Annotated in this window: 13 protein-coding genes and 6 pseudogenes; 10 read left to right on the top strand and 9 right to left on the bottom strand. The window is 43.1% G+C overall.

Annotated elements, in window-relative coordinates:
* Window positions 1-195: 195 nt before the first annotated feature.
* From PTE_RS05770 to PTE_RS05745, 6 genes and pseudogenes are all read left to right on the top strand, one after another.
* Window positions 196-1450: pseudogene (locus tag PTE_RS05770) on the top strand (tyrosine-type recombinase/integrase).
* A gap of 138 nt (window positions 1451-1588) precedes the next feature.
* Entirely contained in the window at window positions 1589-3238 is a 1650-nt protein-coding gene (gene dptF, locus PTE_RS05765) for a DNA phosphorothioation-dependent restriction protein DptF (protein WP_036843979.1), read from the top strand.
* Window positions 3239-3242: 4 nt separating this feature from the next.
* Window positions 3243-4568, top strand: a pseudogene (dptG, locus tag PTE_RS05760) (DNA phosphorothioation-dependent restriction protein DptG).
* Window positions 4549-9624: a DNA phosphorothioation-dependent restriction protein DptH gene (dptH, locus tag PTE_RS05755; protein WP_036843977.1), complete on the top strand. Its 5076-nt coding sequence runs from the start codon at window positions 4549-4551 to the stop codon at window positions 9622-9624. The pseudogene dptG and the gene dptH overlap by 20 nt, the downstream one beginning before the upstream one ends.
* Before the next feature lie 5 nt (window positions 9625-9629).
* Window positions 9630-10820 carry a DUF262 domain-containing protein gene (locus tag PTE_RS05750; RefSeq protein WP_036843974.1) on the top strand — a complete coding sequence of 397 codons (1191 nt, stop codon included), beginning with the start codon at window positions 9630-9632 and terminating at the stop codon, window positions 10818-10820.
* Window positions 10821-10824: 4 nt separating this feature from the next.
* On the top strand, window positions 10825-12363 hold the full coding sequence (locus PTE_RS05745) for an ATP-dependent nuclease (RefSeq protein ID WP_036843972.1): 1539 nt from the start codon (window positions 10825-10827) through the stop codon (window positions 12361-12363).
* 55 nt (window positions 12364-12418) lie between these two features.
* Here the strand turns inward: PTE_RS05745 and dndE are convergent, their stop codons facing one another.
* The 7 genes and pseudogenes from dndE to PTE_RS05715 form a co-directional block, all read right to left on the bottom strand.
* The gene (dndE, locus tag PTE_RS05740; RefSeq protein WP_036843970.1) at window positions 12419-12772 is read right to left on the bottom strand and encodes a DNA sulfur modification protein DndE; all 354 of its coding nucleotides are present in this window, start codon (window positions 12770-12772) and stop codon (window positions 12419-12421) included.
* A complete protein-coding gene (dndD, locus tag PTE_RS05735; protein ID WP_036843967.1) occupies window positions 12772-14772 on the bottom strand; it encodes a DNA sulfur modification protein DndD in 2001 nt (666 codons plus the stop codon). The genes dndE and dndD overlap by 1 nt, the downstream gene beginning before the upstream one ends.
* On the bottom strand, window positions 14762-16396 hold the full coding sequence (gene dndC, locus PTE_RS05730) for a DNA phosphorothioation system sulfurtransferase DndC (RefSeq protein ID WP_036843965.1): 1635 nt from the start codon (window positions 16394-16396) through the stop codon (window positions 14762-14764). Before dndC ends, dndD begins: the two co-directional genes overlap by 11 nt.
* Complete coding sequence (gene dndB / locus PTE_RS05725) at window positions 16393-17478, bottom strand: DNA sulfur modification protein DndB (RefSeq protein ID WP_036843964.1); 1086 nt, start codon at window positions 17476-17478, stop codon at window positions 16393-16395. The genes dndC and dndB overlap by 4 nt, the downstream gene beginning before the upstream one ends.
* 220 nt (window positions 17479-17698) lie before the next feature.
* Window positions 17699-17860, bottom strand: coding sequence for a DUF7828 domain-containing protein (locus PTE_RS27175; RefSeq protein ID WP_422615315.1), 162 nt, complete (start codon window positions 17858-17860; stop codon window positions 17699-17701).
* A 48-nt stretch (window positions 17861-17908) separates the two neighbouring features.
* Window positions 17909-18277: pseudogene (locus PTE_RS05720) on the bottom strand (DUF7828 domain-containing protein); the annotation flags it as partial.
* 139 nt (window positions 18278-18416) lie between these two features.
* Window positions 18417-18859, bottom strand: a pseudogene (locus PTE_RS05715) (hypothetical protein).
* Between the two features lie 53 nt (window positions 18860-18912).
* On the opposite strand from PTE_RS05715, the pseudogene PTE_RS26355 reads away from it, so the two are divergent.
* A pseudogene (locus PTE_RS26355) lies at window positions 18913-19047 on the top strand (integrase); the annotation flags it as partial.
* A 2-nt stretch (window positions 19048-19049) separates the two neighbouring features.
* Window positions 19050-19199, top strand: coding sequence for a transposase (locus PTE_RS24895; RefSeq protein ID WP_036843963.1), 150 nt, complete (start codon window positions 19050-19052; stop codon window positions 19197-19199).
* A 30-nt stretch (window positions 19200-19229) separates the two neighbouring features.
* Here the strand turns inward: PTE_RS24895 and PTE_RS05705 are convergent.
* Window positions 19230-19526 (bottom strand): annotated as a pseudogene (locus tag PTE_RS05705) (phosphorothioated DNA-binding restriction endonuclease family protein); the annotation flags it as partial.
* 884 nt (window positions 19527-20410) lie between these two features.
* On the opposite strand from PTE_RS05705, the gene PTE_RS05700 reads away from it, so the two are divergent.
* Together PTE_RS05700 and PTE_RS26815 are read left to right on the top strand one after the other, a co-directional pair.
* Window positions 20411-20833: a cupin domain-containing protein gene (locus PTE_RS05700; protein ID WP_021324965.1), complete on the top strand. Its 423-nt coding sequence runs from the start codon at window positions 20411-20413 to the stop codon at window positions 20831-20833.
* Window positions 20834-21791: 958 nt separating this feature from the next.
* A complete protein-coding gene (locus PTE_RS26815) occupies window positions 21792-21917 on the top strand; it encodes a hypothetical protein (protein ID WP_269149782.1) in 126 nt (41 codons plus the stop codon).
* A gap of 37 nt (window positions 21918-21954) precedes the next feature.
* Here PTE_RS26815 and PTE_RS05695 read toward each other — a convergent pair whose 3' ends face one another.
* Complete coding sequence (locus PTE_RS05695; protein ID WP_036843962.1) at window positions 21955-22767, bottom strand: nucleotidyltransferase domain-containing protein; 813 nt, start codon at window positions 22765-22767, stop codon at window positions 21955-21957.
* Window positions 22768-22769: the final 2 nt, after the last annotated feature.

The following is a 22769-nucleotide window of genomic DNA, read 5'->3' as shown; positions in this document are numbered from 1 at the left end:
TAGTACGAAATCGACGTTTACTGACGTTTTTTTATGCCTAAAACCCAGTCCCCGTAAGGTTTCTCCCCGGTTTTCATTCAATTTACATCAATCTGAGTTACCCCACATCAACATGCATGTGAGTATAGAAGCGAGTATATATGCTGGTTCGATAACGCTTGTATACTCACGGCAGCATATGGAAGGATTACCATCATGGCCTTGACTGATATCAAGGTGCGTTCTGCAAAACCTAAGCAAAGGAATACTCGTTCGTCGATGGTGATGGCATGTTTTTGCTGATACACCCTAATGGCTCCAAATACTAGCGCTTTCGCTTCCGTTTTGGCGGTAGGCAACACCTGATGGCATTCGGTATTTATCCTGAAACATCGTTGGCAGATGCCAGACAAAAACGAGAAGCCGCAAGGAAGCTTGTTGCAGCGGGTATCGATCCTCGTGAGCATAAGCATGCCGTGAAAGAGGAACAGGCTAAAGAGGTCATCACCTTTGAATCTGTTGCCAGAGATTGGCACGCCGCCAACAAGAAATGGTCGGAAGAGCATAGTCGGCGTGTGCTTAAGAGTCTGGAGGATAATTTCTTTCAGGCAATTGGAAAGCGCAGTATTGAAGAGTTGAAAACTCGCGATCTTCTCGCTCCAATCAAAGTGGTCGAGGCTACGGGCCGCTTCGAAGTGGCTTCACGTTTTCAGCAGCGCACAACCGCTATTATGAGTTATGCGGTGCAGAGTGACTTAATTGACTATAACCCTGTACAAGAAATGGTAGGAGCAGTAGCTTCAAGTAATCGTGTCCATCGTCCGGCGCTTGAGCTAAAGCGAATCTCTGAATTACTTCATCGCATTGATGGCTATTCGGGGCGACCTTTGATCCGGTTAGCTGTTGAGCTTACATTGTTGATCTTCATCCGCTCCAGTGAGCTACGATTTGCTCGCTGGTCGGAGATCGATTTTGAAACGGCAATGTGGATCATTCCATCTGAACGTGAACCGTTAGAAGGCATTAAGCATTTTCACCGTGGATCGAAAATGCGTACTCTTCATCTGGTGCCGTTGTCCCGTCGGCATTAGCAATCCTTAAGCAGATTCATAAGTTCAGTGGCGATCGTGAGCTGATTTTTATTGGCGATCATTATTCTCGTAAGCCGATGAGTGAAAACACTGCGAATAAGGCGCTGTGGGTGATGGGCTATGACACGAAAGTTGAGATTTGCGGGCATGGTTTCAGGACGATGGCTTGTAGCTCGTTGATCGAATCGGGGTTGTGGTCGAGGGATACGATAGAGCGGCAGATGAGCCATATGGAACGTAACTCCGTGCGGGCGGCTTACATTCATAAGGCAGAGCATCTGGATGAGCGGAGGTTGATGTTGCAGTGGTGGGCTGATTTCTTAGATGCGAATAGGGAGAAGGTGGTGAGTCTGTTTGATTTCGCGAAAATAAATTTCTAATAATAGGTCAGGAGTGAATTCCTGGCTTCCCATCAAAATGGGAGATGCGACATCAACTCAGACATTACAAAGTTAGGTAGAGATAATGTACTCATTTATATAAAATGGTTATTATTTTTCCTTCGAGACCATACGGTTATGAGCGCAATCACATTACGTAAAGCGTTGGGTGTACTTGCTAAGTCCTCTTCATTTTCCGTAACGACGGAGACTGATCGACCAAGGGACGTGTTCGATGAGTTAAAAGAGCAACTCTTTGTTAAACAAGAGATTGAAACCGATTTACAACGTTGCCTGGATATTGCAAAGTCTGGCGAGATCATTTTTTTATGTGGCAGCAGCGGGGATGGTAAGTCCGAAATTTTGACCCGCTGCCAGTCAGTGCTGCGTTATCAGCAGCGATTTAGCTTTCATCTGGACGCCACGCATAGCTTTGCTCCCCGACAGTCAGCCATTGATGCATTGAATGATTTATTTTGTAATCATCACCCGCAATCACGCCCGTTACTCATCGGCATCAACACGGGGATGCTTGCTAATTTTGCCAGAGAAGGGGCTAAGTGCCACAAGGCAATCCGAGCTGCTATTGATTTATTTCTGTCGAAACAGCGAGAAGAGCGTGGCCCTTACCGCAATGAAAATTGTTATTTTTTTGATTTTGAAGACTATCCGAAGTTCCAGTTTGATGAAGATAAACAATATTCCCCCTTTATTAAAGCATTATTAGATAATTTAACTTGCGATGATGATAACAATCTGTTTTACACTATTTTTCGACGTGATGAGGCAACAGGGCATGATTTAAAGACACTTGCTAACTTTAAACTACTCCGTATGCCCGGAGTTCAGAATGTATTAATTACGCAATTATTTAAAGCCAGGCTAATTAAAGACCAATTTGTTACCACGAGAACATTACTGGATTTTTTGCATCATCTGCTGATGGGGCCGGGCTACTTATTTGATAACCTCTTCACCGGCGCAGAGAATGATTTGATTAAAAAGGTCTCTGATTTTGATCCTGCCAGATTGCATACCTATGAACTCGATCAGTTCATTTTGCGATATGAGCTTGGGCTAATAGATCCTAAACTGGATGATTTTTTAGCAACGCTTGAGCAATTACACATTAAATTTGATCGCCAGAATGTTAAGCCGGGGGATGCTGCTTCATTGATTCGACTTTTCTGGTTATTACAACATGAGCCTCTGGGGAATGATTATCACCGGGATTTTTTGGTGTTTTTTAATGAATCACTGTTTGAACGTTACTCACACATCTGGCATTTACATAAAAACTACACAGCAGAATCAGAACAGAAAAAAGCTTTGCATCGATTTTACACTTCCGAGCTTATCGCTGGCATTCAGCGCTATGCGAACCGCAAAGCGCCAGAATTAAGCATGCAAAAGGAAGAGTTCTTTTTAGGCGAATTTGGTGGGGTTAAAATCACAGCTCCGGTGGCGCTGAAACCAGACTGGGACGCAATTTTCAAGAAAAACACGGCTCACCCAACCTGTTTCGATGCTCATTTAAAAGTGGGGCAAAACTCACTGCTGCCCATCCGTATCGGACTTAATCTGTTTGAGCTCTTGAACAAACTAAATAACGGCTATCGCCCGAATAAATACGACAAAAATGCCATTGTGTTACTGGATGAAATTGTCGAGTTGATCGCGGAACAGGCCAAATCCAACAGTGAAATAAAATTTTATGATAGCGGGCAGCGGGTTTATAGCGCAAGGGCGGATGACGATATGATCACCATTAGCGGTATGGAGGGATAGCAGAATGTATCCCATCTCAACAACGTTAAAAGTGGGTAACAATCAACTTGATAGCTACCTGCCTGTACGCAATAAAAACAATAATATTGACTAGCAATTCGTGACTGGCTTGGTACTTAGCTATGCCCTTAAACGTAAAATCGAAGCTTACGATCCCGATAAGTTTCGCGATGATTGTAAAGCGCACTTGCAAGCACTGATTGATGAGCCAGCCTTCTGGTCTGTGCTGGAACGGATGTATTTTTCCAGCCAGGATATCTTTCGCGTCTCACCGCTGTTTTTGCTGTTTCACGCCCAGTTTGACGCTGAAAAAATAAGTGCAGGTTCCATGGCGGATAAACGCCTTGGAACGTTGTTTGCCAATTTGATGGGAGATTTCAGCCTTAGCTACCCGATACCGGGCAAGCTGAATTTCATCGAGCAGCAACTATTGAAAAAGCTTGATGAAAAAGTTATGCCATTTTTGGGCAGAGGCCCATTTGCTGCAGAGCAACCTTATCTGCCTTATATGGTAACGTGCTTTCAGTCCGATTTGGCGTTTTTGGCAGAGCACCCACAGTATCTTTTACAGGAATTGACCAATACCCTGCGTTTGTACGCCTTTAGCTGGTGTGCCCAAGTGGCGCTCAATCTGGATAACTGGCAAGACGGTGAGCCGCAAAGCAAGTCGTTATTTTTTATTCTTGATACCGAAAAAGCCAGCTCTGAACGGGAAAAAGTGAAACGTTATGGCTATAAACTGTTCGCCAGCCAAAGTGAAAAACTTTTCCCGATGCTCTCTGCTCTGGAGGTTTTGCAGTGGGGGAAAGGGGAGAGAAAGCGTCCGTTATGGTGGGTCTATCAGGATGCCCTGAATTATTCAGATTCTCCTTCTCAGGTATTAAATGCCCTTAATGACTATTTGCAGGATTTTATTAAGGATCGCGAGCTCCCGCCTCGTGAACGAGCTGCAAATCTGGAAAGTGCCTTCAAACAGCTATTATCCGTTGCCGTTGAACAGTTTCAGGGTAAAAAATCTGAGCGGGCAAAGGTGAATCGGAAATACGTCAACGAACTGGAAAACCAGATTTGTACTGACTTCATCCAGGTGCGTGGCCGGGCTGGGAAAGTGCTGGTACTGAACCAGGATCGCCTACTGCTGCTGACCAACCTCACCGTTGGCAAAAATGACAAACTCCGACTGTATGAACTGCTGCGTGGTTTTGAGCAACGCGGATTTTATCTGGATAACCAGTCCGCGCAAATGCTGGTTGCATTTTATGAACGCATGGGAAACGTGGAGCGAATGAGTGACAGTGGAGACGCCGTGTATGTCCGTAAAACAGTATGAAACCTATCTGGCGGAAACTTTTATTAAATGGGTTAGCGTTACCATCCAGCTAGGTGAGCGCTATCAGTTTAAATCTCCCGACCCCGATAATGCCTTAAAGCTCTGGCAGGCTTTTGTCACCCTGGCAGATGGAAATCAACTGGAGATTGCACCGGCACAGCATCTCGCCTGTATCTCGTGTAATGGCATTCAGCTTATTCTGGTTCTGCACGGTACCGCCGCTCCTGCGTTTACGGAAAACTATATTTCCCATCTGCGCGATAAAGTGGCTGGTCGCAGCGGGGTTTTTGCCCAAACGGCTTTGCTGATTATTCATAACAGCATGCTGGATACCCTGATCAACAGCACTAAAGACGTGGCCGCACCGGATGCTATCTGGTATCCCGAAACCTTCCGCCACCAGTTGGAGAAATTAATCACCACGGACAGCAACCGTTCAGAGCTGTCCCGCTGTTTGCTGGATGATCAACTGACAACGGTACTGGAGGAAGGTGCAACCGTATTTGGTTTTTCATCGTTATATCGCCTGCTGGACGATGGTAACCTGGATTTCTCCGAGCTAAAGCTATTCAACGATGGTGAGTTGCTAAATTTTAGCCATAAGCAGCTACGCGCTCGGTTGAATGAAAACCGGAAATTATATCGCCAGATAGAAGACAGTATTGAGCGTTACAGTGGGCAACTGGAGAATGTACTGACCGAATTCAGTACCAAATTCATTCAGGAGCATTTCGTTGATAAAGATGACTGGCGTGAGCTTGATTTTGCTGACTATCTGGATGAAAAAAAACAGAACAGCGAACAAAAGCTGGTGCTGGATAACGTCTGCGTTGAGAATGGTGAAGTTTGGCAAAGAGCCAAAAGTATCAGTAAAGCGGGCAAACGTGACATCAGTTTACTGGTACAGGTACAACCAGGACAATCGCAGGTTGAGTTGGAGCTCAGCTTTCAGGGCAACGATCTTCAGGATAATCAGATAAAAATTGCCCATCACCGGCGATTACAGAAAAAACACTTCTGGCGCACCAGCCGGGCCGGGGGAAAAACTTCCCGCATTATGGCGTCGGTCCCTTTCGATGGACATCCCTGCTTCTTTAGCCTTGAACTGATCAATCGTAATAATTCGGCGGAGGAGTATAAATTTCGTCTGTTACTGGTCGAACAGGGGCAATTCTGGCTGAACGATATTCAACATTGCTACCGTGTTGAGCCGGGTAAAGGGCAACTGACACTGCAACTGGAAGACAACGAGTTGCGTATTGCTGAAGTAGGCGATCTGATTTGTACGCTGGATGAAGACAGTGATGATATTGACTGTCGACACTATGCATGGGTGAATTTTGAGACTCTGGCAAACCAAAGCGAGTTGATTCAATTTGCGCTGGTTTCAGGCGATTCCCGTCTGCCGCTCAACATCGAAGGGCCGGGAGCGGAAGAAGGGTTAATTCTACCTTTGCTGTTTGACCAAAGTCGTTTCAGTAAGTTGTTCAAAGAAGAAGGTAATGCGGCTTATAACCGGATGAAAGGGCGCGTTATTCTGGATAATACTGAACATAACGTAGTTGGGGTGCGCCAACAGTTGCTGATGCTGGAAGCTTCACTGATTGAACGGAACCATCTCGGTACAGGAAATGACGATAGTGTGTTTACACTGGATGAACTTCGTGCCAGCTATCCCGATCTCCACAATGCGTATCATCAACTGCTTGCTTACTATCAACACCGTAGCGCCTTGCCGAGCCTTGTATCGTGGTCAGCTGAATACCGTGCACTGGTCAGCCACATCGTCACTACGTTTGAACAGGCACTACAGCAAATCGGTCTGAGCAGGGCGCTGACCGTGCAGGAAAAGCGTCTGTTGCATCTGGGAATTTGTCGTGGCGATAATTATGAACGTCTCTCGCCGCTGCATCCCTTAGTTCTGGCTTACCATTTACAGCTGACGGAAACGATTATCGCGGAGCCAGAGCAGCATTCATTTTCCTCATTACCGCAAATTACCCTCGATCGTCTTGTGGTCTCCGGCTTAATGCCGTTTGTTTATCATAGCGAACATGAATATGCGCAACTACAGCCGGTAGCGGAAAACCGTTTCTGGATCGACGTTGTTCCCCAGCGTCAGATGAGTCATGACTACGTTAAACGGCTAGTAAAAGATAAACTTAATGAATTCACGGACGCCTATGCCCGGCTGTTCCAGAATGCCGGAAATAATGCGCTGATTATCAATGCCATTAACCAAGGGAACGCCAGAGAGCTGTTCCTAGGATTAGTGGAATATTTTAAGCAGGAAAAAGAGCGTGCTATTTCGGTGCATGTGAACTGCTACGATGAACGCCTGCTCCCTAATGCTTTTGATCACTTTGCCGAAAGTGGTAGCTATGAACGGCTTAAAAACGATCTTGGTCTGAACAGCGGCGCATGGCGTGCAGAGGCCGAGATGCTGATTGATCTGCTGCGAAGTCGATTAACGTTCAGCAAATTTATTCTGCCGCCGGAAAGCGACAAACTGGCTTACGCCCATCTGGCATTTTTTACTAATACCGCGCCAGTGGATTGCCGCCAAATCCGCATCGAAGATGCTTCCAGCGGGGTATTATGTCATGGCCTTATTGCAGGTGAAGGTGCGGAAACCCAGGGTGATGCCTATTTTACCGCTTTTGGCCTGCGTGATGTCGATACTGAGCCCTACTGTGCCCTGCGACTTGCCCGATTATTGGGTTGCCTGTGGCAACCGGCGCGTCAGAGCAACAGCCAGTATCATGGACAGGGGATTGGCTTGGCAGTAAGCGGTAACTTTAAGCAGTTACTTAACCGTTCTTATGACAGTTCACTTTGGACAACCATTATCGACCCCAAAGTCACTCTTGATTTCTTTACCAGCCAGAAAGACGTGGTGCTGATCCATTACTCTGACCAGTACACCAGTTGCGTGGGCTATGACGCCGTTACTGTCACAAAACAGGTCGAACTGTTCTTGCGCCTACTTCAGACGTCAGGTCAGACCGGACAACCTGCCGTTGACAGCCAGCACCTGCTTGCTGAATTTAATGCCTTTAACGGCGAATGGTTGCTGAAAATGCTGTGTTCGGGTGAAAAGGAGCGTAAAGAGAAACACGGTATCATCGGCGCGTATAAATTCGTGCAATCCATGCTGCATCAATCCGATATTTGTTGGATTCCGTTATCGGTGGCGGAAATGATCCGTGTGTCCGGCAATGTCGGGCTGAAAATGAAAGAGAGCGATTTATCCCGTAACTTACAGGGCTATCATAAAGGTGCGATCTCTGATGATGTGCTCTTTGTTGGCTTCAAAGAGAATCGCCTGTATCTGTTGCCATTGGAAGTTAAGACTGGGGCACGGCCAGATTACAGGTATGCAGGACAGCAGGCCCGAGAGCTGAAGCGCTATTTACAGCAGGATATCTTGGAGCCGCAAACGCTGGCATCACAGCTGTACCGGGCGCTCTTTATTCGTCAGGTATTAATGCAGGTAGAAAAACTGCGTCTGTACGGCGTACTGGACAGTGACAAGCTGGCCCTCTTGCTGGAGCGGCGTGAATGGTGGCTAACTGGTGATTACCAGTTGGGTAACCTGGCAGGCTATGCTGATGGCTTTGTTGTAGCTCATGTGGACAGTGAAAGTTGTTTTGATCTCTCTTATAAAGAGACATCAGATAATATCTTACAGATTGAAATTCCTTATTCGCTGCTGCCGTCGCTGATCTCCACGAAAGGGGATGAACCGCCACTCGCGGAACGTTATCGGGTGCCGGAAAAATATCGGCTTAAGCCGGGTTGTGATGCAGAGTCATTACAACCTGCGCCGGTAGAACAGGTTGTTTCTCTGCCCGAAACGCAATCCATTTCTGAACCGGAGTTGCAACAACCCGTTGCACTGCCGCAATCTCCCGACATAAGTGATACACCACTGCAAATTTTGTTTGGTCATGATGCTGTGCGTCAGCGTCCGCTATATTGGGAACCGACCAATACCGCGAAGTTTATGAACACCAATACCGGTATTATTGGCACGATGGGCACCGGGAAAACTCAGTTTACCAAATCGGTGGTCACGCAACTGATGAGCAATCAGTCCTGTAACGTTGATGGTAAGCCAATTGGTTTGCTGATCTTCGATTACAAATCAGACTATGTGGACGATGCTTTTCTGGAAGCAACTGGTGCTAAAAAATATAAGTTATTTAAGCTGCCGTATAACCCACTCTCCCTGTTTGGCGATACGCCGATGTTGCCGATCCATACCGCAGGCGGGTTATCGGAAACGATGGCGAAAGCCTATGGTTTGGGCCACAAACAGCAGCTTAAATTAGAAAACCTGATTTTAGAGTGTTATGACTCGGCGGGGATTTCGCCGGAAGATCCGACAACATGGTCACGAACCGCACCAACGATTGAAGATGTATGGCTGCGTTTTCTCGACCAAGAGAAAGTCGAAGAAGATTCGCTGTACGCGGCGCTATCTAAACTGGCGCGTTACAAAATATTTGAAACTATCCCTGAACAGATGACCAGCCTGTACGAGTTGATCGACGGTGTAACTGTGATTGAGTTAGCAGGTTATCCGCCGGAAATACAAAATCTGGTGGTCGCACTGACTCTGGATCTGTTCTATGCGCAGATGCAAAAAAGGGGTAAACCGGTAGTGTGTGGGGATTATCGACAGCTAACTAAAATGATTCTGGTGGATGAAGCTGATAACTTTATGCGTCAGGATTTTGCCAGCTTGCGTAAGATCCTTAAAGAAGGTCGCGAGTATGGTGTTGGCGTGATTCTGTCAACGCAGGAGATAACTCACTTCAAGACAGGGGATAATAATTATGCCTCCTATATTTTGACTTGGGTGATCCATCGTGTGTCAGAGATTAAGAATGCAGATATCAAGGCGGTGTTTAACGTCGATGATAAAGGTGAGCAAGAATCCCTGATGGGGCAGATTCGGCAACTGGAGAAGCATTTTAGCCTGTATATTGATGGGGATAAACGGGTTAAGAAGATGCGGGATCGGGCGTTTTGGGAACTGATTAAAGGATAAACGACATGATCATAAAAGATACTACAAATAAAATAAAAAGTGTTTATGCGGATATTAAAGATGGGGAGCTAGATCTTAGACCTGACTTCCAACGTGGTGAAGTTTGGACGACGAAAAAAAAGAAATTATTAATCGACTCCATTCTTCGTGAATGGTACATCCCACCAATACACACTGTATCTATTGGCAATGGAAAAGCTGAAGTTTTAGATGGACAGCAGAGACTGACTGCTATTCGGGATTTTTTGGATAATCAATTTCAAATTGATGGTCTTATCGAACCTAAGGATGAAGACATTGTCGAACTACATGGCAAAAAATTTAAAGACTTACATCCAGATATCCAAAGAAAGATTGAGCGTTTTGGTATTACTATTTATGAGATAACTGAATATAATCAAGGTGAACCTAGCGAGCTTTTCTATAGATTAAACCAAACAATAAAGCTGACCTCATCTGAGGCTAGGAATGCTATCTTCGGTGATGTACGTGATGATATATCATCCTTTGTTTCTTATATGGATGAACTTGGTGTTGATAAAGGCATTCTTGGATTTAGTAACTCTAGGATGGCTTACAATGATTTACTTTCTCGTGTTTGCCTTCTTCTTGAGAAGAAAAGTATTCGCTATCAACTCAGTGATGCAAATTTAACCAATAGATATCGTAATGATACCAGTTTCGATAGTAAAATATCTATTGCTATTAAAGATACGATAAAGATATTTGGTGCTTTTAGTTCCCATATAAAAAACATGGAAATAAGCACTAATCTTACGAAAGCATCGTCTTTGAACTGGATATATCTAATTTCATGCATGAATATCTATGGTGAAGATTTTGAAAATAAACAGATATATAACGCATTCTTTAATTTGGAATCAGCTAAGGCCCATGTTAAAGCAAATGAGAAAATTCCATCCGAGATTTTATCTTTCTTTAATATTGATGAGAAATGTCTTCGTGAATTATTAATGATTTATATTGAAAGAAGTTCTTCACGAGTTATGTCTATTGGTTCGATTATTATTAGAGATATTATACAAAATTTCTCCTGTCTCAGAGCGGGGATTGGTCTTTCATGTTTACAAAGAAAAGATAACAATTCTCTTAATGAATTTGTATGTCTTATGGAAGATAAGAATGTTAATGTAAAATTTATCATAGAAGATCTCGCGGAAGATTGGAAGGAGTGACCGAATGAGGCTAGCCAAATTTTGTGATGGGTGGCGTAGAACTCAAGATTTATCTAATTATAATTGCCAACTTCGTCAAGTTTTAATCAGTGATGCTAAAGGGATATCTGATAAATTTTGCTTAGAATTAAATAATGGCATTTCGGTAATTTGTGGTAAAAATGGAATAGGTAAGAGTACTATCCTAAAATCAATCTATTCTCATATTAAGAAAAATGATCTATATAGAACGAGATTAGATGAAGCTGATATTAACATTTCTTTAATAAAGGATAACTCTGAGGTTGAAAATATTGAAGATATTTCTGTTAATTACCTTGAGCCATCAGTGGAATGTAATAAAATTATAAATTTCTTGAATAGTTCTGAGAATATTGAGGATTTTATTGAGGGGCTTGAACCAAACGGATTGTTGGGAAAAAAAGAAAATATCAATGTAATAGGAAATGTCATAGGAAGGGTTTACTCAAAAATAGAGATTTATGAAGTTGAAGGTGCATTAGAAGATGATTATACATTCCCCTTTATCAGAGTCACCCTGCCTAATGGAGTGGAATATACTTGTCTTGAAATGGGGGCTGGTGAATATTTATGTATGTATATTTTTTGGTTCGTAAATTGGATCGATGCTCATTCTGTTTTACTCATAGATGAAATAGAAAATTGTATATCTGTGTATAGCCAGGAATATTTAATGGACTATCTAGCTTATATATCATCACAAAGAGGTATTTGGATATTATTGTCTAGTCACTCTGAGTCGATTTTAAATAAAGTTGGTATTAATAATGTCAGATTAATTTCTAATATTAGCAGCGCAGGGATTAACGTTGTATCCCCTAAACATGAAAGAAAGTATTTCACTGCACTAGGTATTAAACCAAGAAAAAAAGGAGTTTTTATTGTTGAAGACAAGTTTTCTTACTTATTTCTTAATGGTATGTTGAACCGAGCTGCTTCTGACATTGCCTATGACTATCATATAGTAAGCTTTAAAGATGGTGAGTCGGATATCGAAAAGGTAGTAAAACACTTCAACCCTAATAAAACCATAGGGTTTAATTTTTTTGCTGTTTTTGATGCCGATATGCGTGCAAAAATAAGTAAACTTGTTGGTAAAGTTATACCAGTTATATCCTTACCATCAATTGATGGTTTAAACCCAGAAGAAGAATTATGGAGAGCCTTATCTGATAATATAACTGATATAGCTCAAAAGCTGGGTATCGAGTCCGATGATTTATTTCAGTACTATGAACAATGCATTCCTTTAGATCACCATGATAGATTTATGAGTTTAGCCAGATATGTCAATGTTAGTGAGGAAGTATTGTTTAATAGTATATTTCCTGTTTGGTTTATTAATAACGTTGAGTTAGTTAATAAGTTCATTTTCTCAGTCATTGTATCCAGTTCCGATATGAACCAAAAAGAAATAAATACTCTTGCCTCAACAATGGGACTGGAATTATTTCAATTTCAGAAGGATTCAACTGATAAAGAAATAATATTTTTTGATAGTAAGGACCTGTTATTGAAATAATTTCAAGTTTGTAAGGGATATGGAAACTAATATTCCGTATCCCTTTTATTTTTGTTTATATTCCCATGAAAAAATCTCTAAGACTACGATAATTCCTCAACGCAGCAATCCCATCCTCAACATGTGCTGCCCACGCCTTAATCATGTCCTTCTGCGCTATCTGCGGATAAAGCATCTTCAAGACAAGCTCCGTAACTTGCAGTGTTTCCCCTAGCCACGTAATTTTATCCAACACAAGCGTGCCATCTAGCTTTTTACTATCCCGCTCAGGCGAATAACGAAACTCACTTTCTACTGAACGGAAAAATGCCAGCCGGGCTGCGACATTAGGAGTGATCCCGGTATACCCTTTTAATCTCTTAAGCTGCTCTTCTGTCTGACGACTGAGCTGCATTCGATTCGGGAGCATCAGATAGTCTCCTTGGTTAATTCCCAGAAATAGCCGGGTTTCAGTGTGGATGATTTGGTATGCGTATTAAAAACGATCTCATAAGCATGAGAAATATCATCACGCAATTGATCGACAAAATAACGTTCATCCACTTCTGTATCAGTAGATAACAGCACAACCTGATGGCTGGCCTCCGGAAAATAATGGTTAATTAGCTTATCCCGATGCTGAGAATCCAGACGTCCTAACGGCGTATCAATAATCACCGGTAAATCACGGCCAGAGGTTTTTGCCAGTGCTTCAAGGATCGCAATCGCATAAATCTGCTTTTCACCAGCTGAAAGCAATTTACGATTAATTATCGAGCCATTTTCATCAATCAACTCTACATCAAATGCTTCCGGGTTGATATGTGCATTAAGTTGCAAATCCTCTTTACGGGCCAGCTTACGGTAGGCCAGTTCAAAGTTTGTAGACAACGTTTTTACTCGCGCCTGAGTTAATACGTCGCTGTAGCGATCGAGTAAATTTATCGTTTCTTGGGCGTTTTTAAATGAACTGCTAAAACCATACTGATAGCGGGCAGCATCATGTGCTTTTTGGACCTTGCGGACGCAATCCAGTTGCTGCTGTTTTTTGCGTTTAGCTTCTTCCAGTAGTGAACGATATTTCTGCCGCTGAGCTTCGCGCTGCCGATCCAGGTAGCGTAATTTCTCAAAGAAATCCATTAGCTGATCGTCTTCCGGAGCGCGGGCAATATTAGCGGCAGCTTGTTCTAACTGTTGTTCAATCTCAGCCAACTGTGTACGGTAAAGATCGAAACGCTGCCATGCTCTCTTGCTGTCCCGATCAATTGATTGCTGGAGCATGCCTGCTTCTCGTTCAGAGATATCAAACAGCAAATCGCCTTTGGGTTTGGCCGCCATATACTCTTTCAAATTATCGGTAATGGCTTCAGTTGCAATTTTGCTGGTGGTGCTGGAGCGCAATGCAATATCGCTTCTGAGTTGAGCTAAAAACTGGCTCAGTTCTTTCTCAAAGCTTTTTGCCTGCTTGATCTGTGCTTCATCAGCAATTTGTTGTAGCAAAAGGGATAAGGTATTGGGAGCGAGCGCATAGGGTAGCGATCCATCACATTCCTGCCGCAATGCTTTTTCCAAATGTTCTTTATCTTTTAGCAGCGTTTCAACTTTCTGTTTTTCTTGCGCTTTAGTCTGGGCAAATGCACCCCCCTGCGCATTCAATAACCCTTCGTAACGGGTAATGTCTTTAGATAGAAACTCAATTCGCGTTTTGGCAAAATCGGCTTTTTCCAGTATTTCTTCCGTCTGACAGGCTAATTTTTTACTTTGTGCCTCAAGCTCCGCAAGCTGTTGTTGCTGAGAGCTTGCTAACTGACTAGATTGCAGGCGCTTAACAAAAATCATTAAGTCATTACGTAGCTTGGATATCAGGTCCAGACCCAACAGACGGCGCACGGCAGTACGCAGGATATTACCGGATTCATCTTCCGCCAGTTCCGCAATTTTCTCACCGTCAAAAAAGAACAGATCGGCGATACCATGCGGGATTAATTCATTAAGAAACCCTTGACATTGGTCATAATCCAGCTCATCAAGAAGCTGCCCATCCTGTTGTAGAGAAAGACGATCTTTCCTGCCTTTTTTCCAGGTTCGTGTGACGGTAAATTCTGCCTCATGGCCGCCTTTATTGTAGGTGAACGTCAGCGCTACTGCCGCTTCTTCCGGTTGTTCGATATAGTACGCGCCGTTGTGAATCAATGCGCTAAGCTGCTCGATATATTCCTGTTGCTGAGTTGCGAGGCCAAACGCCAAACGACCATACAACGCCAGCCGAATTGCCGATAAAATCGAGGTTTTTCCAGCGCCGTTTAAACCACCAAACAGCACAATAGGTCGGGGATTCACGTCATGTGGGCGCTTTCTGGGGGCCAGATCAATAGCATGCGTACCGCTGAATACCCGAAAATTACGCAATACTAGTTGCTTAATTAACACGTTCGTTTCCCTCACCTACAAATACAGATGATTCACTGGCATCGACAATTCTGCGCTGTAAAACCTGAAGCTCAGCTTCCAGCTTTGCAACTTCTTCCTGATGAATATCCCGGTCATTGCGTTTTTGTAACATTGCCTGCTGCTGCTGGATCTCTTCAAGACTGCCCCAGTCTTGTTTTAAAATGGCGCCGAGCTTGTCAAAAATACCCTGACGGCGGCTTAACCCTTCCATTGAAACTTCCAGCTCAATCAGTTTCATTACCATCTCTGGCTCAACATTAAACCCCTGAGCTATTTGCACCAGCAAATCAGCATCGCTGGCGTCAAAGCGTGACTGATCGTCGACCACCCAATCCAGATCCTGCTGATACACTTCGCGGTAAATACCGGGCAGAGTGTCGTACCAATCTGGCTCATTGGGATCTTTTAGCCACTCCTGACGGATTGCATGCAATTCCGGTTGCGTAATTAACGTAATGGTGTGGCCCTGAGCATTCAAATCGCGCTCAATTTTCAGCAACTCTTTTATCCACTGCTGACGGTATTTAAGCCAGTAGGGACCGGGAACATGCTTACGCTCTGCGCCAGGATCTTCACCATCTTTGGCGTACTGATAACTCACCTTACCGGTACGACGCTTATAGTTGCGGTACTTGTCTTTATTCGCAGGATCGGTCGTAAAAGCCAGTAGATCGCGATATTTCAGCAATGGGGACATCCACTCTTCACCATTCTTAATCAGGCTTTCCATTGCTTTATCTTTGGTGACAACGGTACAGGTCCAGCAGCCAAAACGAGAGTTACCGCAGGATGGGGTACTATCATCAATCACTAGTGGGCACTCTCCCTGAGCAGATGAGTCCATATAGAGCGTCCATAATGGGCGGTTATTTCCCCCCCATGGATTTTCCCACTCTTTTATATCATCGGGAGAATAGCGAAACGCGCCTCTCAACAATTTCCAAACGTCTTCCACATCCCAAGTATCGATGGGGGTGTAGATAAAGGCATTAGGTAAGGTGGTATGTCGGGCAAGCCGTGTGCCGTCAATCTTATGTTTCGCGATAACCTGCGCACGTGATGCGCTTTCGCTACTGCGTGAACCCAGAACAACAATCACTTCATCAAATTGGCTGACTTTATCTTTAATAAAATCACTGACTGGGTTGATTTTCATGCGCTCGGTACACCAGCGAAAACTACGGGTCGGGGCCGGATAACCTTTACCCAGCAGGTTGACCCAGAAGGTTTCATGGATTTTTGGCGTCACCGAATGTTGAGTGATCGGTAATCCGTTACGCTTTGCACCGGCCTCGATTTGCAGCATAGTCTTTTTGATCAAATCCACCACTACAGGGGTTTCTACCAGCGTATCGGATGACACCACAAAAACATCTTTGTTGCGCATTTTAGGAGGCAGGCCCAGCAAGGCCAAGTACACCAGCGTAATAACCGCTGAAGAGTCTTTACCGCCGCTATAACCAATCACCCACGGGCGTTTATCCGCGCAATAAATTCTTTGAACTTCAGCAACATATTCGGCCAGAGGGCGTCCAACAAATTGCTCTTGATTAATGAAATCTTCATACTCGGCCAGATCATAGGCCTGAATCAGTTTACTCATGAGATAACCATTTGAGCCTCTAGCTCCTGTTCTTCAGGAGTGAGAGGAAGTGAGAGGGCATGTTTAAGCGCATTACAGGTTAACTGAATGGCTGCACTGGTTTTACTCAGCTTTCCATGCTGCATCGCCCGTTTACTCAGTTCGGGATTGCTTTTACGCCAGTCAAAGGCTTTAAGTTCAGCTATTTTCTGCTGCCAGTGTTCGGGATGTTCTGCCAGCAGACTACGCCCCAGCAATCCTAGCGCCTGAAGGCCAATACCATGAGCATGTACATGATCTTGACGCAGCTGTGCAGGGGAAACTTCTTTTTTGGCCGCTAGTTGCCAGTCCGGCATAACGTGGTAAACAGCCTGCCAGTAGAGTGTGGCAATGTGTGTGTTTTCTTCGAGATCCCCTTCTTTAGGATCTTTACCCAACAGAGCACGGGTCGCTTGTTTAATGCTGCTTAATGTAAATAACTTATTGGATAGTTTGCTGATACTGGACTTCTCCAGTTCTGTCAGCCCGGCAAACGGCTCAACGGACATCGCCAGATAGCGAGCCAGATTTGAGCTGATATCACGGTGATCGTACAGTGCCGATAGTGAAGGACTGGGACGAATGGCATACTTGTTTAGGTCTGCAAACATTTGCTGGCTGCGCTTCAACCCTTCGTCGACAAAAAACAAGACGGGAATATTATCTTGGCCCAATTCCGGCATTTGTTCCAAAGCATCTTCAATAGCTTTGCGGCGGTGTTGACCATCGTTGATAAGTATCTGTGCTTCCATTGGAACACGTAATGTACCAAGATTATTTGAATCAGAAAACTCATCAAATCTTACATCAATAGCAATCGATGCGGTCAGCGCAGAAAAAATATAATCTTTCGGATTTTCAATTAGATATCTTGCCATTTCAGGAATGCGTGCTTTGTTCAAACTTCTTTGTGCTCTTAATTCAGGCGGAACTTCATTTTCATCAAAGCTAAAAATTTTAGGGATGACGCGCATTGGGCACATGGCGACGTAAAAAGGTTTACCAGCCTGAATACCTCGCAGCGCAGGGAATGAGTAGCAGTAATCTACATCAATGTTAGTCATCATTTTGTCCGTTTTTTGATCAAATTGTGTAAGGTGAATTACGTTATATTTTACGTAATTTATGATTTTTTTATAGTTTTTTTCACGTAACTATCAAAAATAGGGGAGGCCTTATCAATAGGAAGTTAATGTAGGGTTTCCAAGTTTGTTGATCCGGACATCCGCTCTGACTTAAGGATCCAGATTTGCACATCTCATCAGGGCTTCCTAGAGGCTAAACCTAGGGCATGTTCAAGCTAGGTGGGGTTCCCTGCAAACCCGCATGCAGTATCAGCCTGCAGCCACAAGATATGCCGGTCCATATTCTTCCTTCCACTCCGCCGACAGCCTGTTGGGCGTTGACCAGATACCCTCTCGGGTTTCTGGCGAGATAACATTTCATAAAGCACATGTGTCTGCGCCGGATGTTACTGATTCCGCCAGTAGTTGTTTCACGACTAAAACGCCTGGTACCGTACGACAAGCAATAATGTTCCCCATAATAATCAGTGCTACATTCCGTACAGTGCCAGTCAGCTTTGCACACCCTCGGGCTAACATCAGGTACAAATCGCGCAGGCGGCTAATCAGCCTCGCTTCTCCGGCTTCTGGATTCACATAGGGGCAATGCTGTTGGCCGCTCCTTCAGGGTATCGTGGGTGTGCTCGAACCATGGGCGTTCAGAGTCGTACGCCGGGTGGTATCGCAGTGTGCTGCCTCACAGGTGGCAGGTATAACGGTCATAAGGCGCTGTCTGTACCGTTTTGGCCCCGGTCAAACGATCGTTACCATCTAAGGCTATGAAGGATTTTGCAAACACAATCAGACTCCTGCAGGCAGGCGTAAGCTGTCCCTTGTGGACAGACAAACGTCATGTGGATGAAAAGCTTAAATGGATTCAGAGTGGTATTGCTGTGTGGTTGTCATACAATGGAAATCTGAAGTAAAAAACGATGGGATTAGCAATCAGTACCGATACGTGGACGCCCCGCAGGCGGACGCTCAGGGACTTCATTGCAATCGTACAGTAGCAGGCCGTCTTTCTTGTTGGGTTTTGGTCATATAAGCCAGCACCTGCCGGATGTTGGCGATACTGTCCGGAACCGTTATAGCGCACTGGGATATTGATATTGGTGCGGTAGTGAGTCTTAAATTCGCACCGGTGATGTCAGTTATCCTGGAGGGTTATATCATTCCAGAGTGAACCGGCTTTTTCTGCCCAGGGATAAGTGTTCTGGGTTTTACTACCATCCAGCCAAAAGGCAACATGAGCGTGGTAGTGGTGATCCTGTTGATAGTATTTTGCGATTCCGTTTTGATAGAACAGATCCATGCGTAATGCCCGCAGGCAGGCATATCGGTCTGTCATATTATCGATATGCCAGTTCAGGAGAGACGACAGGAACCAGTCTGGCGTCTAGGTTTGTTTTCCATATGATTAATTCTCAAAGGTTGGATGAGGCCAGCAGGAGAGATGAAGCTCGTAAACTTTTGGCAAACAGCGTCGATCTGGGGGATAAAAAGAAAAACGATAAGATTGAGCAGAGTGAAGCCCATACTTTCGAAGAGATTGCTATCGAGAGGCATGCAAGGTGTTCCCGACAGACGAAGCAGTGTGTAAGGTGATTTATCTGGCGATACAGGATGCCACGAAAAAATGGAGCATGCTGATCCACAACTGGCGGCTGGTAATGAGCCGTTTTATGATTGAGTTCGGTGATCGTCTGGATGGTCACCTTTAATAGGGGGCAATTACACAGAATGATTTACAAGGTCCCTTTTTGTGGCGTGCAATATTCTGTGTTTTGTAATTCCCAGAATCCATCACCCTGTAAACGCCAGAATGGCATAGTGGGGTAATGCTCTCGTCGCTTTGGTCCAAAGCAAGTCAGCAGATCAAGCAGCGGTTGATGAATTTCATTACCATAATCGAAGAATCGGCCATGACCTTTTTTGTATTCAGACAATACATACAGTAACAACAATGGCTTATGCGGTGCGCGCTGATCACCTTTACGCCAGATGGTAAGGTTAGATATGGCAACTTGCAGTGTTTTACTGGTTGTCATGGGTTGTTTTGCTAATAGATTGAAGTTATTGCGATCATGCTCGCAAAGATGATGGTTTTCAAGGTACTTGTTACAACGCTGCGTCTGGATAGTACAAATTCATTAGTGGCTACGCATCTGCTGTCAGTTCCATCAATTATGAGTGGCATTCAGTCGAGAACTCAAACTTTTATATCGTTTACCCTGCGGGAAAATATATGTCAGGGAAAGTACGGAGTTTGATCGATTATCTGCAAGATAGTGTAAAATCTATCGTATAAATGTTTTCTGAAAAAGAGAGTTGAATTCAAATCGTTAGTGGGATTTAGCACAATTCGCCTTATGTCCCTGTTAGCATTGAACGAGGGGCTAAAGTTGGTTTTGCTAAGAAAATAGTATCTAAATGAAACGATGTTCGGGCAGTTAAAGAATATTTCTTAAATAGAGTATTTGAGGCACTGTTTTTCAATAAATTTTTTCCTGAGAGTGGCAGCAGGATTAATTGTATATATTTTTTAACTAAAAAAATAATAGCTGTTTTTAGGTGGAATTAAGGTTGATTTAATCAATGTTATGGTTGTCCTAACTTAATAATGTAATTAATCTAACTTTTGATTGAGATTATTTTATGGGGGAATTATCTGCTGCGATGATCTCTAAGATAAAAATTTTATAGTGACTTTTATCACAGTGTGAGTTTTTGTAAAATACTTCTATGGAATTACATATTTCTATTTGATATATTGTTAATAACCAGTTAATTTCTCTGTCGATATTTTTGTGGTGATTGAAATGTCACTATGAAATATTATTTTATTTGATAGATAGTGTTATTTCAATTAATAAATAGAGATGATAGTTACTTTAAAATAAAATTTTATTTGTAGAGATAAAAGGAAGGTAATATGGAATTTATTAAAAATAGATTTTGTCACTGGAACGGTGAGCATCTCGTTGTAGATACAATGGCGAGAAATCACAAAATGGTTAATAGTATGGGTACGGGCGAGGGATTAGTTTCGTTTGATGGTTTTGGTGCTGATCTAATTCGTTTCAGTAAAAATGAAGGGATGCAAAATCATACTCACTTAGGGCATCATATCTTATTTGTACTTGCAGGAACGGGTTATGTTATTTATGCCGGTGAAAAGCATGAAATAGAGCCTGGAGTTTGTTATTTTGTGAATGGGGAAATAGATCACGCGATTAAGGCAACCAGCGATTTGGTCATGGTTGTTGTTGGTAATAATCATTGCGCGGTTGATTCGCAAGATAGGACGACGCTGGTGCCATATAGAGATGGAACCCCAGAGGAATTAAAGGTTTAACTTGGGGTAAATTGAATGAAACATGCGCTAGTGCTTGGTGTGTTGCGAGAATGCCATGATATTCTGCCAGAAGTGGTTATAAATTACTTTAGGTAATAAAGAGAAATTAATTAGTTGAAGGTAACTGGCAGAGAAGAATATCTGATATTATATTTATGAAGATAACTATAACTCAGGAAAAGTAATTGGAATGATAAAAGGATAATGTGAAATTTTTTCAATTAATATAATATGGCATCTCATAAAGGGGATGCCGGCACTAGCCTGTGAGATATTAGATTCATTAGGGGTAAAATAGATAAATATATTAGAGGTAATGTTTTTTTATAATGATAAAGGTGGAGTAAAACTATTTAAACCACCTCAGTTTAATATTCCATTTGAAAAATAATTTCAATGGATGGTGGTTATGAGTTTCTGAATGAAAATTAGTTTGGAGGAGTAATAATTAAGCTAATGTAAGATGCGGTAAGTTAATCGGTATTCTTTGTTTATATGAAGTGATTATTTGATGATGCTAAGAATCAAGTATATTATAAAAATATATTCACAATCAGGATTTTCTTGAGTTGAACCTAAAGGTAAAATTTTTCATTTTCTATTTTCCATATTTAGGGATGGAAAATGGTACCACTGATCCTGAGATCAGAATAAGTAATGAAAATATATATTTTAAACATATATAAATGCTTATGGGGATCTAATGCCAAAATTGATCGTAATATAGTACGGGAATAAATCTACATAAGAGATATATTAATGTTATTATAAATAGTTTAGCTAACTAACTTATCCTAATACCTCTATATTTCCGCTATCCCATGTTGACTTCCTAGGAAAGGGATAATGGTTTCCATAAAATGTGAATCTTTTTCAGTAACTGCTATAAAGTGCGGCACTGGTAATTTAGGATAATCGTTTTTGCCTTAAATAATCCTTTAATAGCTCAGGGAAGGTTATGAATAGAAATGATATGAGCTATATGCTGACAGCCAGTAACTTATTCAAATTACTGGCTGTAGGTCAACAAGGAGGTAAAAATCTGTTTTACTGGTCCTTTGTAAACGTTCAACTTTGTCGTTGAGATCTTATGTCATTGGACAGTTTTTTCAGCCATTCTTTCAACATACATGCTCTTTGTTATTGCCAAGTACTGTACGCATCAGAAGCAAATCCAGTTTAGTATCCGGGAGAAGTTTCTCATCTTTTTTCAACTCGCGGCGGGCAAATGAGTCATTCAGCTCACGACGGATAAAGTCATGGATGTGCTTAAAACGTGGGCCATAATCCGTTTCGTCGGCGTTACGTTTGATAGCAAGCAGAGTCTGTATTTCTTGCATCAGCGTTGTATCCTTAACAGTTTCGGCTAGCAGTACGTCGAAGCGCATTGGTGGTACGCCTTTACCTGCTTCTATCCAACGTACAGCCAGCAACGGGCGCAGTACATAAAGATATTTTTTCAGCCGTATTTTTTCGCCTTGCAGATAACCACGGAAGTTTTTCTTCGCCATTGACAGATAGTGATACCGTGCTTTGTTGTTGGAAAAGTAGTCCGGTAGTAGGGCGCGCAATGCTGTCATAAACTCTGCATCCTCATGGTAGACCACCGGTGAATCAGTCCATTCCATCAGTGTCGGGTTGGCTCGTTTCAGCAGCCCCAGGGTTTTACGCAGTTCCCAGCCACAAATATCCAGTTCATCGCTGATCGGTAATTCGATCACGTCCCTTGGTGGGTCAACGCGTAAGTACCATGATGGGGTATGAACATAGATAAAACGCACATCGTAATCACTGTTTGTCGAGGCAAATCCCCAACCGCGGCTACCGGATTCGCAGGCATAGAGTATTCGTATTTGCTGTTCCGTCTCAAGTTGCGCCAGTTTTTGGCATATGTGTTGTTTCATGGTGTCACTGACACCAAATTTTTCTTTCATAG

Origin of the sequence: Photorhabdus khanii NC19, from assembly GCF_000517265.1 — a bacterium.
In the GTDB taxonomy this organism is placed as follows: domain Bacteria; phylum Pseudomonadota; class Gammaproteobacteria; order Enterobacterales; family Enterobacteriaceae; genus Photorhabdus; species Photorhabdus khanii.
Note: the sequence above shows the minus strand (reverse complement) of the source record. Positions and strands in the feature narration are given on the sequence as shown.